This is a genomic window from Arthrobacter sp. B055-34, from assembly GCF_059090425.1.
The window spans coordinates 1-15,313 of the sequence record NZ_JBNHFQ010000012.1 but is presented as its reverse complement, the minus strand read 5'-3'; the positions used below and the strand labels follow the sequence as shown (position 1 = coordinate 15,313).

The 15,313-nt window shown below is 64.1% G+C and carries 12 protein-coding genes and 1 pseudogene; 4 read left to right on the top strand and 9 right to left on the bottom strand.

Annotated elements, in window-relative coordinates:
- Positions 1-31: 31 nt before the first annotated feature.
- The 4 genes from AC5RWO_RS18940 to AC5RWO_RS18925 all read right to left on the bottom strand — a co-directional run bounded on the left by AC5RWO_RS18940 (position 32) and on the right by AC5RWO_RS18925 (position 3,844).
- Positions 32-1,000 (bottom strand): IS481 family transposase, encoded by a 969-nt coding sequence (locus tag AC5RWO_RS18940; protein WP_498733110.1) that lies wholly within the window; start codon positions 998-1,000, stop codon positions 32-34.
- Between the two features lie 141 nt (positions 1,001-1,141).
- On the bottom strand, positions 1,142-1,708 hold the full coding sequence (locus tag AC5RWO_RS18935; RefSeq protein ID WP_498733109.1) for a MarR family winged helix-turn-helix transcriptional regulator: 567 nt from the start codon (positions 1,706-1,708) through the stop codon (positions 1,142-1,144).
- A 567-nt stretch (positions 1,709-2,275) separates the two neighbouring features.
- Complete coding sequence (locus AC5RWO_RS18930) at positions 2,276-2,848, bottom strand: MOSC domain-containing protein (RefSeq protein ID WP_498733107.1); 573 nt, start codon at positions 2,846-2,848, stop codon at positions 2,276-2,278.
- A 45-nt stretch (positions 2,849-2,893) separates the two neighbouring features.
- Positions 2,894-3,844, bottom strand: coding sequence for an EamA family transporter (locus AC5RWO_RS18925; RefSeq protein WP_498733105.1), 951 nt, complete (start codon positions 3,842-3,844; stop codon positions 2,894-2,896).
- Between the two features lie 82 nt (positions 3,845-3,926).
- Here AC5RWO_RS18925 and AC5RWO_RS18920 point away from each other — a divergent pair, with 82 nt between their 5' ends.
- A complete protein-coding gene (locus AC5RWO_RS18920) occupies positions 3,927-4,817 on the top strand; it encodes a LysR family transcriptional regulator (RefSeq protein WP_498733103.1) in 891 nt (296 codons plus the stop codon).
- A gap of 163 nt (positions 4,818-4,980) precedes the next feature.
- A complete protein-coding gene (locus AC5RWO_RS18915; RefSeq protein WP_498733101.1) occupies positions 4,981-6,783 on the top strand; it encodes an alpha/beta hydrolase family protein in 1,803 nt (600 codons plus the stop codon).
- A 248-nt stretch (positions 6,784-7,031) separates the two neighbouring features.
- On the opposite strand, the pseudogene AC5RWO_RS18910 reads toward AC5RWO_RS18915, so the two are convergent.
- Positions 7,032-7,196 (bottom strand): annotated as a pseudogene (locus AC5RWO_RS18910) (GMC oxidoreductase); the annotation flags it as partial.
- Positions 7,197-7,615: 419 nt separating this feature from the next.
- Here AC5RWO_RS18910 and AC5RWO_RS18905 point away from each other — a divergent pair.
- Positions 7,616-8,392: a type 1 glutamine amidotransferase domain-containing protein gene (locus AC5RWO_RS18905; protein ID WP_498733099.1), complete on the top strand. Its 777-nt coding sequence runs from the start codon at positions 7,616-7,618 to the stop codon at positions 8,390-8,392.
- 77 nt (positions 8,393-8,469) lie between these two features.
- On the opposite strand, the gene AC5RWO_RS18900 is transcribed toward AC5RWO_RS18905, so the two are convergent.
- The 4 genes from AC5RWO_RS18900 to AC5RWO_RS18885 form a co-directional block, all read right to left on the bottom strand.
- Positions 8,470-10,110 (bottom strand): GMC family oxidoreductase, encoded by a 1,641-nt coding sequence (locus AC5RWO_RS18900; RefSeq protein ID WP_498733097.1) that lies wholly within the window; start codon positions 10,108-10,110, stop codon positions 8,470-8,472.
- Positions 10,111-11,607, bottom strand: coding sequence for an aldehyde dehydrogenase family protein (locus tag AC5RWO_RS18895; RefSeq protein ID WP_498733095.1), 1,497 nt, complete (start codon positions 11,605-11,607; stop codon positions 10,111-10,113).
- The gene (gene betT, locus AC5RWO_RS18890; RefSeq protein WP_498733093.1) at positions 11,604-13,811 is read right to left on the bottom strand and encodes a choline BCCT transporter BetT; all 2,208 of its coding nucleotides are present in this window, start codon (positions 13,809-13,811) and stop codon (positions 11,604-11,606) included. Before betT ends, AC5RWO_RS18895 begins: the two co-directional genes overlap by 4 nt.
- 479 nt (positions 13,812-14,290) lie before the next feature.
- Entirely contained in the window at positions 14,291-14,875 is a 585-nt protein-coding gene (locus tag AC5RWO_RS18885) for a TetR/AcrR family transcriptional regulator (RefSeq protein ID WP_498733091.1), read from the bottom strand.
- A gap of 158 nt (positions 14,876-15,033) precedes the next feature.
- On the opposite strand from AC5RWO_RS18885, the gene AC5RWO_RS18880 reads away from it, so the two are divergent.
- Complete coding sequence (locus AC5RWO_RS18880; RefSeq protein WP_498733090.1) at positions 15,034-15,162, top strand: hypothetical protein; 129 nt, start codon at positions 15,034-15,036, stop codon at positions 15,160-15,162.
- The last annotated feature ends 151 nt before the right edge of the window (positions 15,163-15,313 follow it).

Below are 15,313 nucleotides of genomic sequence, written 5' to 3'. Positions count from 1 at the left end.
GGTGTCCCTGGCCCTGGCCGCCGCGACCGCCCTAGCTGTATTCCCCAGAGAGGTTGGGTACGCGGCTGGCGGGTGTGTGACCTTTGAGCGAGGTGTGGCCTCGCTGGTGATTGTAGTGATGGAGCCAGGCCGGGAACGCTGCAACACGCTCGGCTTCTGACGCGTAGGGCTTCGCGTAGGCCCATTCCTCGAGCATGGTGCGGTTGAAGCGTTCGACTTTGCCGTTGGTCTGGGGACGGTAGGGGCGGGTGCGTTTGTGTTTGATGTCGCTGCCGAGGGCGTCTTTGAAGGCGTGGGAGCGGTAACAGGAACCGTTGTCGGTCAGGACACACTTGACGGTGATGCCGCAGGATTCGAAGTAGGCGTTCGCGCGTTCCCAGAACCCTGCGGCGGTTTCCTTCTTCTCATCGGGCAGGATCTCCGCGTAGGCCAGTCTGGAGTAGTCATCGACGGCGTTGTGCAGGAACATGTAGCCGGGCCGGCGGTTGGCTTCGGTGCCGGTCTTGTTCCGTTTTCCCGCTGCCCTGCCCAGAACCTTGTGCCCGCCGCCGTCGGGGATGCGTCCCTGCTTCTTGATATCGACGTGGACCAGATCACCAGGATGTTCGTGTTCGTAGCGGCGGACGGTGCGGCCGGTGGCCCGGTCCTGCCATTTGAGTTTCGCCAGCCCGTAGCGCGAAAGCACGCGGTGGACGGTGGAGGGCTGGATTCCGAGGCGGTAGCCGATCCGGTCAGGACCCCACCGCAGGTTCACCCGGAGGCTGATAATCCGGCGTTCGCGCTTCAGGGGTATCCGGTTCGGTGACCGGTGCGGGCGGCTGGAACGGTCGGTCATGCCGGCTTCGCCATGGTCGCGGTAGCGGCTGGCCCAGCGGGCTGCGGTAGTCACGGCAACTTGGAATCGTTCCGCGGCGCGTTGCAGCGTCCAACCCTCCTCGACCACGCATTTGGCCAGTTGGAGTCGTCCCTTGGGAGCGAGAACGGCGTTAGGGTGGGACATGAAGACCTCCGTTTGTGGAACTGGACTCTAGACAAGCCCCACTCCACCCGGAGGTCTTCTTTACGTCACCCTGCCACGCCGAATATCACTAACGTCCGTGGGGAATACACCTAGCCTGCACGGTGCTGGTGCGGCTGAGGACTACTTCTCCAGAGACCGCAGCCGGCCGGCGGCCAGGCGGGACGGGACATGACGCGGGCGGCTGGTGATCTGGCGCCGCGAGATTGCTTCCGTCTCCGCCTCGTCATCACCAAAGTAGCCGCCGGCGAGCTCACGGGCCGCACGGTCCAGGACCCCGACGATCGAGTTGCCGAGATCGTCCCCCACCGCATCGGTGAGCCGCCTCTCGTGCGCGCGGAGTTCGTCCGTGCAGGCCTGGACCAGCTGCCAGCCCTTCTCGGTCAGCTGGACCAGGCGGATCCTACGGTTCGTCGGGTGGCTGCCGCGTTCCACCAGACCCAGCTCCAGGAGTTCGTTGGCCACCAGGTGCGCCGCCTGGGCACTGACGAAAGTCCGGCGGCCCAGTTGCGCATTGGACAGCGGCAGGCCCTCCCCGAGGACCTGGAGCAGGAGGAACTGGGACAGCGTGACACCGTGGGCCAGGGCCAGGTTCTCCGTGAACCGGTCCAGGGCCCGCCCCAAGCGGTAGGCCGTGTAATTCAGGCGGTCCGTGGCCGGTTCACCGCGCGGGTCCCGTTCGAGCTCCATCGTCCGAGAATATCAAGTTCTTTGCGATTCTCTGCTTGGGCTCGGTTCTGCGCCTTTCTCCCAGGACGGCCATGTGTACTCCCGACCTCACCGCCGATGCCTGGGGCCTATCTGTCGCAGCCCGATTCTGACCTGCAAGAACACCCGAAAACACAACTCGACGACGTCTCTCGTCTGTTTCAACTCGTCCTACACACTCGCCTTAACCGTGAGTATGTCCGAACCGGGCCAGGACACAGTAATCGTCAATGTGCCCCGTAAACGAGGTGGCCTATCAAATGCAGCACTTGAGCTACCTGGACGGGCTTTTTTGCGGGCGGGGTAACCGCGCATCGGGAAACCAGGGAAACGCGGGAAACTGCAGCGTCCCATTTCTCACTTGGAGTGATGCGTTGGAGGACCGGCTTTCGCAGCTGTTTCCCTCAGTTACCATTCACGGGAGCAGCGGTAGCTGAAGCCACTCACCGGTGTAACGACGCTGCTTCCGATACATGGATCGTGGACACGGTTCACGAGACGGAACATCTGAAATTGCGACCGGTCGCTCTGCTGTCTCGCAAGCGCGCATTAGGGCAGTCGCCCGGGTCTGAGCCGGGCAGATCTTCCGGCCTGTTCAGGCTGGAGCGGCACTGGGCTGAGCAGAACCGCAGGCCCGCGGTGGAGGGCACCGTCCGACAAGGGCTGGCAGCGCAGGCCTCCTCTTCCGCGCATAGCGGCGTGGGTGCCGGGAGCCAGCATCCGGTCCATCCAGACACAGGGGTGGGCATGCCGTCCGCCGCGGAGCCGTAACACTTCCCCACGGGATTCCAGCGCGAATTCCGTGCCGATCAGCGGAGCCAAGTGGGCGCCCCGCAGGACTACGTTGCGGCGAGCCAAAAGCGGGTCAAACGGCGGGACGTCGAGCTCGGCAGCGATGGCTTCGAGGGATTCGACGGCCATCAGCGTGACGGCTGCATCCATATGCGCTGCCTTGCCGAAGAACCTGTCACCGACGATGCCTTTGCCCGCCACCACCTCGACCCGGTCGAGGTCCGACGTGGGGACGCTGGCGGCGCCGTCGTTAGCTCTGCCGAAGTACGCATGGCCCGACGACACCAGCAGGTGCAGGATCTCCACGTTGTACCTGTACGTCGTCGTCATTTCACCGCGCTCTCCCGGACTGGTCCGCGTGCCTTTAGGGCGACCCTATCGGGCGGGAGCGCGTTGTGTATACGGCGTGTGCTGCTGCGGATTCGGTGGGTGTAGTCGGCTATGTGACGGGCAGGGTTCGGGCCTGGAGGCAACCGGAGGGCGGTTTCCTGTGCGGGTGGCGCCGATGCCGGCGGCGATGACCAGGGCGATCCCGAGGATCGCGAAGAGACTGGGAACCTGGCCTAGGAAGGCGAGGCCGACGACCATGCCGATGGCCGGTTCCAGGCACATCAGTGTGCCAAAGGCCGCGGCGGTGAGCCTGCGCAGGGCCAGCAGCTCGAGGCTGAACGGCACCACCGGCAGCAGCAGTGCAAGGCCGACGCCGGCCAGCAGCAGGCGCCAGTCGAGGTGGGCGAAAGCTTCCGGTCCCACCGTGAATGTCGCGACGAGCGCCGCGACCGGCATGGACACTGCCAGAGCGCCCAGTCCCTCGGCGGCGTCGCCCGCCCACTGGGTCAGCAGGATGTAGGCGGCCCAGCAAAGGGCCGCGCCCAGCGCGAAGAGCACGCCCACGCCGTCGGTCTGGCCATGCCAAGGCTCGGTCAACGCGACGACGCCTGCTCCGGCTACGAGTGCCCACAGCCGCGACACCCCTCGGCCGCGCACCAAGGCCACGCCCAGCGGGCCGAGGAACTCCAGTGCGACGGCGGTGCCCAAGGGCAGCCGTTCGGCCGCGGCCATGAACAGGATGGTCATGCCGGCTGTGGCGACGCCGAGCAGGACGCAGGTGCGCAACGCGACCGGGCTGAAGCGGATCCGCCAGGGACGTGCGATGGCAACCAGGATCACAGCCGCCCACGCAAGGCGAAGCCACGCGACGCCTCCAGCGCCGAGCCGGTCGACGAGTCCCACGGAAACGGCCAGACCTATCTGAACGCAGCACATGGCGGCGAACGCCATGGCGCTGCCGGAAGTCGTGCCGGAGATGCGGAGCGCAGTTGTCATCCCACTAGTAGAACCGCAATCTCTATTCACGTCCACGTGATGATCACGTGCATACCGTTCACAAAACATGGACAATTAAGGGGTGGATATTCGACGGCTCCGAACGCTGCTTGAGCTCTCGCGCAGCGGGTCGATGCGGGAAGTGGCCGACCTACTCGGCACTACGACCTCGACGGTCTCGCAACAGATCGCGCTGCTCGCCCGCGAGACGGACACGGTTCTGCTGGAGCCTGAGGGCAGGGGAGTGCGCCTCACGCCAGCCGGACGGCGCTTGTCCGAGCACGCCGCCACTATCCTCGCCGCGGTCGAGGCCGCGCGGGCCGATCTTGACCCGGAGGCCGCGCCCTCGGGCACCCTCCGCGTGGCTGGTTTCGCCACCGCGATCCGCAGGAACATCATCCCCGCGGTCAAGGAGGCCGCGGTCAGCCATCCGGCACTCAGGATCGCCGTACAAGAACATGAGCCCGCCGAGGCGCTCGAAATGCTCCTGGCAGACAGGACGGACCTCGCGCTGACCTACGACTACAACCTCGCCCCGGAGCTGGAGGATCCGCGGTTGGACAGGCTTCCGCTCTGGTCCACGCCTTGGGGCTTGGGCGTCCCCGAGCAAGACATGCAGGCGGTCCACGACAGCGCCCCGGAGGTTTTCAGCGCGTTTCGTGACCGGGACTGGGTTGGCAATTCGCGCAACCGGGCGGACGAGGTCGTTGTGCGGTCCATCGGTTCCCTCGCCGGCTTCGAACCCCGTCTGCGCCACGAAGCCGACAGCCTTGATCTCGTCGAAGACCTCATCCTTGCCGGCATGGGCGTCGGGCTGCTGCCCGCGGATAGGAAGCCGCCCCCCGGCGTCGTGATCATCCCGCTTGACGAGCCCGAAGTCCGGCTACGCGCCTACGCCCATACAAGGAAAGGGCGCACCATGTGGCCGCCCTTGCGTTATGTGTTAGCCCGCCTCTCCTCAGAACAGAGTTAGGTCGACATTTGCCACCTGTCGAGACGAACGGGTACTTCTGCGTCGACTCGCCGACACATCGGAAGTCCACCGCAGGTAGTTCCAAGTTGAATCGCTAAGCTTGCCAGGAATCCTCGGGCATTTAGCCCTGCATGCCCACGGGGCAATGACGAATGGAGTTTTTGTGTCGAACGAGCCGATCTTGCTGTTTTTGCATGGCGTTGGAGACGGCGACCGAGATGACGACTGGAAAGTCGGGCTCACAGACAGCCTGCTCCGCCTTGGTTACCCTGATCTGGATGGCGTGCGAGTTATCGCGCCCAAGTACGCGCACGCATTAAAGGGTTCGGATGACAACGAGCCAGTGCCAGGCTTGACGATCAAACAGCCACTCCGCGATGCGGCCAAGAAGAACCGCCGAGACTTCGAGCGTCGCATTGGATCCGTGGAGTTCAGATTGGGACGTCATGATCAAGGCAATGGACGCCTCGGCGGAGATGCCGTCATCAATTTTGTCGTCGGGCTGCCTCTCTTCATCCAAGCGCGCAACTACATGAAAAATCCTCAAATTCGCGCCCAAGTCCTAAACCGCATCCTTAAGATGCTGCCCGAGTCAGGGAGGCTTGTGATCGTCGGTCATAGCCTTGGCTCCGTAATCGCTGCCGACCTCGTGCGCCGCTTGCCGGTTGGCCTCGACGTTGCCGGCATGTTGACCATCGGGAGCCCCCTGGCGAACGGAAACTTCGACGTCGACAAACTCCGGGAGACGTTGAAGGAGCCGCCGACGAACCTGGCCTGGTGGGTAAATTTTTGGAACATCCACGACCCTGTGGCCGCCCACCGCGGTGTGTCATCTGTCTTCCCTTGGATGATCGATTTTCGTATCCAGACGAAAGTAAGTCCCCGGGTCCACGATGCGGCCGAGTATCTAACCAACGAGGCGGTGGCCGCGGCCATCGGTTTTGCACTGTTCGGGTCCAGGTCTACGGAGCTCGCTGATATCAATACGGGCCTCGACATCCCTTTGGACGCCCCGGAACACTTCGCTCTTCTGGCGCTGAGGTACGCATACCTTATGAAGATGAGTCTGGAAGGCGATCAACTGGATCGTTTCACTGGCGCGCTTAGGCAAGTGCAAGCGGCGGTTGTCGACGACATTAGGAGGAGAAATGCCTGCGAGGGCAGAGCGATGCCGTCAGCGGTTGCACGCCTCGCATTCGACCTCTCCGATCCACACGCGACTGTTCCCGAGCCACTTCCGAGCAGCCATATCGCGAAGGACGAGGCCGTCGTCCTGTTAACGATCCTCGCGGCAGAGAACGTCATTCGACCCTTCGAGATCTCGCTCTCGAAGGACAAGTGGCAGGATGCCATGAAAAATCTCACCGCCGAGATGGGACTGGGAAGCCAGTATGGCGCCGATGTGTTTTTCGCAGCCAAACGCGCGCAGGAGACATTGAGCGGTGGTCGCGGAGTGAACTGGATCAAGTGGGGCGCATTAGGTGCCGGAACGGCGGCGATTGTCGTGGCGACCGGTGGCCTTGCGCTTGCTGCTGGCGCCGGTCTTGCCGGAGCCGCAGTGATCACCAGCGCCCTGGCGAGCTTTGGGCCTGGCGGAATGATTGGGGGTCTGATAACTGCGGGCACCCTCGTCACCGCCGGTGGGGGCGGCATCGCATTCAGCCTAGCCAGTCCCGGAACGACTGCGGAAACCCTCGAAGCCGTTGTTGAGCGTAGGCTGGCTGCGGCAATTCTGCGGCAACGGCAACACCTAGAGCCAGATACAGCCCTTTGGAGAACGCTGGTTGAGACCGAGATCGAGGTGCGGCGTGAGCACGAGCGGCTCGATGAGTTCTCTGATGAATCAGCGCCGGCCCTCAAAGAGCTGAAGCGGAAGATTGATGCCATCGAGCGTGCGCTGGAGTATCTGAGAGAGAACGGTCTAGAGCCGGGCGTCCCGCTTGGCAATACTGGCGAGACGGATTGAAGTTGCAAGCAGCGGTCGCATCACCGTCAGGAGTTTCTCTTAGGCCGCCCGGCTGAGACAGAACGCATGCTCAACCTGGCAGGTCTGTTCCGCTGCACAATCCGCTTTACGGACAACTCAAAGATCACAGCCTGAGGGTTGCGACACCGAGCCGCCACAAAGGGCGCCACTAAGAGTTGAAATATACACACCTCGCTCGAGTAGATGCAGATCGCGGCACAGACACGCTTCGCTTCCGCCACACACGATTAGACGAGGGACGCGCTGAGGTTCGCGTCCGCCGTCGTTGTTTGAATGGTTTGGCTGGCGCGGATGAGGTAGGCGCAGCGCTCGCCGATCATCATGACGGTGAGGTTGGGGTTGACCGTCACGTGCTCGGGCACGACCGAGGCGTCGGCGATGCGCAGGCCGGTGCTGACGAGGTCGTGGTGCGGTCCATAGGCTCTCTCGCAGGCTTCGAACCCCGCCTGCGCCATGAAGCCGACAGCCTCGATCTTGTCGAAGACCTCATCCTTGCTGGCATGGGCGTCGGTTGCTGCCCGCGGACAGGAAGCCGCCACCCGGCGTCGTAATTCTCCCGCTCCCCCAGCCCGAAGTCCGGCTTTGCGCCTATACCCGTACGAGGACAGGGCGCACCACGTGGCCGTCGTTGCGCCACGTTCTTGTTCGCCTCGAACCGGGAGCGGGTAGAGCCCTCCCCGCCGTCGCGAGGAACGAGTGCCAGCTACCAGCCGTGGGCTTCCACTCGGACGAATTGGTACGATTCCAGGAAACGGGGAGGACCGGAATCTGGGCTAGGCGTAGGGTGGAATCTAGACGATAGGAGCACTTCATGAAGAAAATCCTCATGGTACTGACCAGCGTTTCCGAGATCGGCGATACGGGCGAGAAGACCGGCTACAACGTGGCCGAGGCGGCACATCCCTGGAAGGTCTTCAAGGATTCCGGGCATTTCGTCGACTTCGCGTCCATCCAGGGCGGCCAGCCCCCGCGCGATGAGGTGGACTCGGAAGATCCTATCCAGGTTGCCTTCACGAAGGACGAGGTCACGCGCGCTGGGCTTTACAACACTGCCCGCGTCGACGTTGTTGATCCCGGTCAGTACGACGCCGTCTACCTCGTGGGAGGTCACGGCACCATGTGGGATTTCCCGGATAGCGAAGGCTTGCAGAATCTGGTGGCCAGCGTCTACAACGCCGGCGGCGTGGTGGGCGCGGTCTGCCACGGGCCGGCCGGCCTGCTGAACGTGGAATTGGAGAACGGGCTTCGCCTCGTCGAGGGCCGGAGGGTGGCCGCCTTCACCAACGAGGAGGAGGTTGCCGCAGGGAAAGACAAGGTCATCCCGTTCTTTTTGGCAGACCGACTTGAGGAACAGGGGGCCACCCACGTCTCCGCTGATGTCTTTGAGGAGAAGGTCGTGGTCGACGACCGGTTGGTGACCGGCCAGAACCCGGCTTCAGCCGCCGGCGTGGCCAAGGAGATGGAGAAGCTCCTTGCGGAGGTCATCCACCAGGAAAAAGCCGAGGAACAGCACGAGACGGAGACTCTGCGCGCCGAGAAGGACGCCGAGAAAAACGCCAAGAAGGCTGCCGCAGAAGCGGAGCACTAACACCCACAGCGCACTGAAACTGGCGGCCACTCCGACGACGGAGGCGGCCGCCAGTTGGCGTGCAGGCCGGGAACTTTTTAGACGAGGGACGCGCTGAGGTTCGCGTCCGCCGTCGTTGTTTGAAGGGTTTGGCTGGTGCGGATGAGGTCGGCGCAGCGCTCGCCGATCATCATGACGGTGAGGTTGGGGTTGACCGTCACGTGTTCGGGCATGACCGAGGCGTCGGCGACGCGCAGGCCGGTGACGCCCTTGACGCGCAGCTCGGGGTCGAGCGGCGACATGGCGTCCTCGGGCGGGCCCATGCGGACGGTGCCGACGGGGTGGTAGACGGTGTTGTGCGTCTTGCGGATGTAGTCCTGCAGTTCCTCGTCGGTCTGGGCCTCGATGCCCGGGGACAGCTCGCGGCCGGCCCATCCGGCCATGGCGGGCTGGGCGGCGATTTCGCGGGCCTTGCGGATGCCGGCGACCATGACGCGCATGTCGTGGCCTTCGGGGTCGGTGAAGTAGCGCGGGTCCACCATGGGCTTGTCGCGGAAGTCGCGGCTGCGCAGGCGGACGGTGCCGCGTGAGCGGGCGTGCGTGACGTTCGGGGTGAGACTGAATCCGTTCTCCGTGGTGGGGTAGCCGTGCCGCAGGGTGTTCATGTCGAAGGGGACTGCGCCGTAGTGCATCATCAGGTCAGGGCGGTCCAAGCCCTCCTCGGTGGGCGTGAAGATGCCGATCTCCCACCATTGGGTGGACGTTTGGACCATGGGCTGCTTGGCCTCGAACTGGACGACGCCTTCGGGGTGGTCCTGTAGGTGTTCGCCGACGCCGGGGGAGTCGACCAGGACCTCAATGCCGTGCTCGGCGAGGTGCGCGGCGGGGCCGATGCCGGAGAGCATCAGCAGTTTCGGCGTGTCGATGGCGCCGGTGGAGACGACGACTTCCTGCCGGGCCGTCAGCCGGTGTGTACGGCCGAAGGCGGAGTCCACAATATCGACGCCGGTGCAGCGCTTCTCGGCGTCGAACACCAGCTGCCGGGCACGCAGGCCGGTCAGCAGGGTGAAGTTTTCGCGCTCCATAATCGGGTGGATGTAGGAGACGGAGCTGGAGGAGCGGGTGCCGTCCGCACGGCGGTTTATCTGGAAGAAGTTGGCGCCGTTGACCACTGTGGAGCCGTTGTTGAACTTGGCCCGCGGGATGCCGGCCTGTTCGCAGGCGTCCAGGAGGGCGACGCCGGCCGGGTCAGCCGGCGGGACGTTCATGACGTGGACCGGGCCTGAGTCGCCGTGGTGCGGGGCCGCCGGTCCGGCGTCCTCGTTGGTTTCCAGCCGCTGATACAGCGGCCAGGCGTTCTCCGCGTTCCACCCGGTGGCGCCGTACTTGGCTTCCCATTCGTCCAGGTCCTCGCGCGGGGCCCAGAAGGCGATGCAGGAGTTGTGGCTGGAGCAGCCGCCCATGACCTTCGCGCGGGAGTGCCGCATGAAGGAGTTGCCGTTCTCCTGCGGCTCGATGGGGTAGTCCCAGTCGTAGCCGGATTCGAGCAGCTCCATCCAGCGGTCCAGCTGCAGGACCTCGGGGATGCTGCGGTCGTCGGGGCCGGCCTCGACCAGCGCCACGCTCACTTCAGGGTCTTCGCTCAGCCGGGCCGCGACGGCGGCGCCGGCGGATCCGCCGCCGATCACGATGTAGTCGAACTCCCGGTCGATCAGGTTGTCGATGTTGTCGAGGTGCATTTAGTTCTCCTTGCCGTGGTCAGCGAACCAGCCGGTCACCTGCGGGCTGATGTTCTGGTAGATGTGCTTGGCTTCCTGGTACTCGGCCAGGCCGGTGGGGCCCAGCTCGCGGCCGACGCCGGACTGGCCGAAGCCGCCCCACTCGGCCTGCGGAAGGTAGGGGTGGAAGTCGTTGATCCAGACGGTGCCGTGGCGCAGCCGGCCGGCCACGCGCTGCGCCTTGCCGGCGTCCTGGGTCCAGACCGCGCCGGCCAGGCCGTAGATCGTGTCGTTGGCGGTGGCCACGGCCTCGTCCTCGGTGCGGAAGGTTTCGACCGTCACCACCGGGCCGAAGGCTTCATCGACGACGACGGACATTCCCCTTTCCACGCGGTCCAGGATTGTCGGCTGGTAGTAGAACCCGGCGTCGTACTTGTCACCGTCCGGGGCGGCGCCGCCGCAGCGTAGCCGCGCGCCCTCCTGCACGCCGCGCTGGACGTACGCGTCCACCTTCTCGCGGTGCGCCGCGGAAATCAGCGGCCCGGTTTCCGCGGCCTCGTCGAAGGGGCCGCCGAGGCGGATGCCTTCGGCGCGGCGGACCAGCTCGTCGACGAAGCGTTCGGCGATCGATTCCTCGACCACCAGCCGGGCCCCGGCGGAGCAAACCTGCCCGGAGTGCACAAAGGCGCCGTTCAACGCATTATCGACTGCGGCATCGAAGTCCGCGTCGGCGAACACCACGTTGGGGTTCTTGCCGCCGAGCTCCAGGGCAACTTTCTTGACCGTGCCGGCCGCGGCCGCTGCGATGCGCTTGCCGGTCTCCAGGCCGCCGGTGAAGGAGACCAGGTCGACGTCGGGATGTTCCGAGAGCGGTGCGCCTGCCTCCGCGCCGGGGCCGGTGACGAGGTTGGCGACGCCGTCCGGCAGGCCGAGGTCCTGGAGCAGTTGCATGGTCAGGATGGCCGTGGACGGGGTGAGCTCGGAGGGCTTGAGCACAAACGTGCAGCCGGCGGCCAGCGCGGGCGCGATCTTCCACGCGGCCTGCAACAGCGGATAGTTCCACGGCGTGATCATGCCGCAAACCCCCACCGGTTCGTGGACAATCCGGCTAACGACGGCGGGGTCCCCGGCGTCGACTACGCGGCCCGCGTCCTGCCCGGCGAGCTTCCCGAAATACTCGAAGCAGGCGGCAATGTCGTCCATGTCGATGCGGCTTTCGGCCATGCGCTTGCCGGTGTCCAACGACTCGGCGCGGGCGAACTTCTCGCGGCTTTCGCGCAGGCCGGCGGCAACCTTGAGCAGGAACGCGCCGCGCTCGGGCGCCGGGACAGAGGCCCAGACGCCGGAATCGAAGGCGGCACGGGCCGCGGCGATGGCGCGTTCGGCGTCTTGCCTGCCGGCCTCGGACACGGTGGCGACCAGTTCGCCGTCGGCCGGGTTGCGGATTTCCCGCACTGCGCCGGATGCGGCCGGCTCCCAGGCGCCGTTGATGAACAGGGTGGAGGCGGTATCGGTCATGTTGTCTCCTTTGTAGGTGCGTCGACGGATTCGTCGACCGTGGTGTAGTCGGTTTCCCAGTCCGCCTTGGGCGGGACATTTTCGGCGACGGTGCTGTAGTGCAAGGTGTCGCAGTGCTGCTGCAGGAACTCGAGATGCACTTCGTAGTGGTCCAGGACGTCGGCGATGACCTCGTCCTTGCTGTAGCCCATGAGGTCGTAGCCGTGGCTGCCCTCAAGGGAGAACACTTCGATCCGGTAGTACCGCCCGCCCGCGGCGCTGGACAGGGCGTGGGACGGGACGTTCCGCTGGACCGGGTAGATCTGGTACTTGAAGGTGCGCTCGCCGTCGAGCTCCACGCACAGGTCCGCGGTATCGATTCCGAAGGCCTCCACGGTACTGGTCTCCAGAGTTGCCTTCAGCCCGCGGGCACGCAGGTCCTCACACACCTCGTTCAGCGCGGGAACCGCGACCGTGGAGACGAAGTTCTGGACCTGAGGGTGCCGGGGATAGTTCATGGCCCGGGCCAGACGCTGGCGCCAACCTCGGCGGCTGTCCGCGCCTCCCTGGACGTTCGTTCGCGAATTGAGCACGGAGTGCAGGCTTGTCTGGTAGCTGTCCACCAGTGCGGTTTCCAGTCGCAGCGCCTTGTAGAGGCCCAACATGATGAAGACCAGCACCACGGAGAACGGCAGCCCCATGATCACGGTGGCGCTCTGCAATGTGGGGACACCACCCACCAGGAGCATTCCCAACGTCAGGAGGCCGGTGGCTACGGCCCAGAAGACACGCAGCCACTTGGGGCTGTCCGAGTCTGCGTCCTTCAGGTGCGAGCTGAAGTTGGCCATCACGAGGGCGCCGGAATCTGCACTCGTGACGTAGAACAGCAGCCCGGTGAAGGTGGCCACGGCCGCGCTGAGCGGGGCCATCGGATACTGCTCGAGCAGTCCGTAGAAGGCGCGTTCCGGGTTGCTCATCGCCATTTCGCCGAACTCGGCGTTGCCGCCCATTACGATCTCGAGGGCGCTGTTGCCGAAGATCGAGATCCACAGCAGGATGAAGCCGAACGGCACCACCAGCACTCCGAAGACGAACTCGCGCAGCGTGCGGCCGCGGGAAATGCGGGCCAGGAACAGCCCCACGAAGGGAGCCCAGGCGATCCACCAGGCCCAGAAGAACAGTGTCCAGCCGTTGAGCCACTCGTCCGGCCGGTCATAAGCGAAGGTGTTCAGCGCCATCGACGGGAAGCGGGACAGCGTGTCACCGATGTTGTTCACGATGCCGTCGAAGAGGAAGCGTGTGGACCCGGTGACGAGGATGAAGATCATCAGCGCGATGGCCAGGATGATGTTGAGCTCCGACAGCCGGCGGATGCCCTTCTCCACTCCGGTGAGCACCGAAACGGTCGCCATCACCACGGCGACGGCGATCAGCGCGATCTGCACGAGGGTGTTCTCGGGGATGCCGAACTGGAAGCTGAGTCCGTAGTTGAGCTGTGCGACGCCGATGCCGAGGCTGGTAGCGATGCCGAAGATCGCACCCAGCAAGGCAGCAATATCGACGGCGTGCCCTAGCGGCCCGTGGATCCGCTTGCCGAGGATGGGGTACAGCGCGGAGCGGATGCTGAGCGGCAGGTTGTGCCGGTAAGCGAAGTAGCCGAGTGCCAGGCCCATCAGGGCATAAAGCCCCCAGCCGAGGATGCCGTAATGGAACAACGTCCAGACCATGGCCTGCCGGGCGGCCTCAACAGTGGAACCTTCGCCTCCCGGCGGGGCCAAGAACTGTGTCACGGGCTCCGACACCGAGAAGAACATGAGGTCGATCCCGATGCCGGCGGCGAAGAGCATCGCCGTCCAAGTGAACATGTTGAACGTCGGGCGCGAGTGGTCCGGCCCGAGGCGGGTTTTTCCTACTCTCGATACAGCTACAAAGAGGACGAACGCGAGTACCGCGACGACGATCAGCGAGTACCACCAGCCGAACGTCTCGCCCACCCAGGTGACGGCGGTGCCGATCACGGCATCTGCCGATTCACGGTCAAGGATGGCCCACAGCGCAATGCCGAGGACACCTGCTGCCGAGCCGATAAAAACGGTCTTGTTCACCCGCGTCCGCGGTGCGGGATCGGGCGGGGTTTTGTACGAAGGCAGGACGGTGTCTGGTGCTGGGCGCTTGTTGTCTGCGTCGTCCTGCTGGGATTCGACAATTTCGGGAGGCGTGCTCATATTGGTCTCGTACCTCGCATCGGTAGCTGGTGCTGGTCGCGTCACGCCGATAGCTATGGCCCATCAGGGTCGGAACCCTGACGCTGGCAACAGTAGGAATCAGTTCCGGCGCGCCCCTAGCACATCCAAAAAGGGGTCAAAATACCTGTTTGATGGAGCGGCATCACTTGTACGTGCGTTTTCTGCAAGGGTGGAGTTCTCGCTCTAGACCGAGAGTCCGAAGCACGACGGCGTGCTACTTACCGCTTGGCGCCAGAGCGCTGCAGGCATGCTTGCGGAGCTCCATCCGATGACGCGTCCCTGCCGCGAAGTTCCCGGGGCAGCGGTAGCGGCCGCATCTTGTTCGAATGTTTCTTGTACTGTGATCCAACTCATATGTAGCACAGTAGCGGAGGTTGAACATCTGTTCAAGACCTTGTTTGAACAAGTGTTCAAGGTGCATAATGGCGCGAAACAACCGTTACAAGAGGGCAGCCCTGCTATGCGGCGAAGGCGATCTCCTCCGTGCGGGCGAGGCTCCTTTGGATGGATGCCTCGTCCAGGGCGAGGAGCGCCGTTAGCCACATGCCGTTTTGTATGACGACAATGTCGGCTGCCCGCTCCCTGCATTTATCGGGCGAAAGCTCTGGTTTGGCATTCGCAATCAAAGTCGCGAGCCCATCAATATACCGGTCAAAGGCCGCGGCATTGATCAGTGCGAACTCTTCATCGGCTTTCGCGAGCGCCCAAAGGTGCAGACGCAGGGACAGGTATGGCGTGTTCAGGAATTCCGGGCCGGCAACGCGTCTGAGGGCTTTGCGCAGTTGTTCGTCCGGCGTCATCGCCGAGTCGGGTGCGACCAGCATAAGGTCGTCCTCGTCGATCCGGTGCAAAGCCGCACGGATCAGACTCGACTTGTCTTCGTAGTAATAGTTCACAAGCCCCAAGGCGACGCCGGCTTCGCGAGCTACGGCGCGCATGTTGACTCCAGAGATGCCATGCCGCGACAGCAGGTCCAGTGCCGCTTCCAGAATGCGGGACTGCCTATCAACCTGCTGGTCAGAGTTCACGGTGCTTGGGTTCATTTGACCAGACTATTGGGCAACTCGCGTGGAGTGAATTGCATGTCGGACACTTGGCTTCCGCCGTTGACCGGAGGACGATTAAAGGACCGAGATAGAGGAGGTTCGTGATGTGCTACGCCTCGAATAAGGATTTCGGTTGGGGCTTCAGAAAGGAAAGCGTGCGCACGCCGGAAACCCGCCAGGGAGACCAGGACGCCGGAGGCGAGACCTGGACGAAGTCCGATGACTCCGAAGTGAAGGCTTTCCTCGACAAGTCTGAAGAGCCGGCCAGCGACCGGGCCACATAGCCGAATACCGTACAGAGCATTGAAGCCCCGCAGGGTACTGCGGGGCTTCAATGCTGGCTTATAGGCAAAAAAGTGTGTATGACCCGGGCGTGTTTCATGGCCTGCCTGCCCATCCGGAGCGGATCCAGAGTCCTTCTTCGGCGACTAGGGC

Excerpts from the sequence above, each read along its gene's own strand:
- AC5RWO_RS18940 (WP_498733110.1), bottom strand. The coding sequence starts at position 1,000 with ATGTCCCACCCTAACGCCGTTCTCGCTCCCAAGGGACGACTCCAACTG.
- AC5RWO_RS18935 (WP_498733109.1), bottom strand. The coding sequence starts at position 1,708 with ATGGAGCTCGAACGGGACCCGCGCGGTGAACCGGCCACGGACCGCCTG.
- AC5RWO_RS18930 (WP_498733107.1), bottom strand. The coding sequence starts at position 2,848 with ATGACGACGACGTACAGGTACAACGTGGAGATCCTGCACCTGCTGGTG.
- AC5RWO_RS18925 (WP_498733105.1), bottom strand. The coding sequence starts at position 3,844 with ATGACAACTGCGCTCCGCATCTCCGGCACGACTTCCGGCAGCGCCATG.
- AC5RWO_RS18905 (WP_498733099.1), top strand. The coding sequence starts at position 7,616 with ATGAAGAAAATCCTCATGGTACTGACCAGCGTTTCCGAGATCGGCGAT.
- AC5RWO_RS18900 (WP_498733097.1), bottom strand. The coding sequence starts at position 10,110 with ATGCACCTCGACAACATCGACAACCTGATCGACCGGGAGTTCGACTAC.
- AC5RWO_RS18895 (WP_498733095.1), bottom strand. The coding sequence starts at position 11,607 with ATGACCGATACCGCCTCCACCCTGTTCATCAACGGCGCCTGGGAGCCG.
- betT (WP_498733093.1), bottom strand. The coding sequence starts at position 13,811 with ATGAGCACGCCTCCCGAAATTGTCGAATCCCAGCAGGACGACGCAGAC.
- AC5RWO_RS18885 (WP_498733091.1), bottom strand. The coding sequence starts at position 14,875 with ATGAACCCAAGCACCGTGAACTCTGACCAGCAGGTTGATAGGCAGTCC.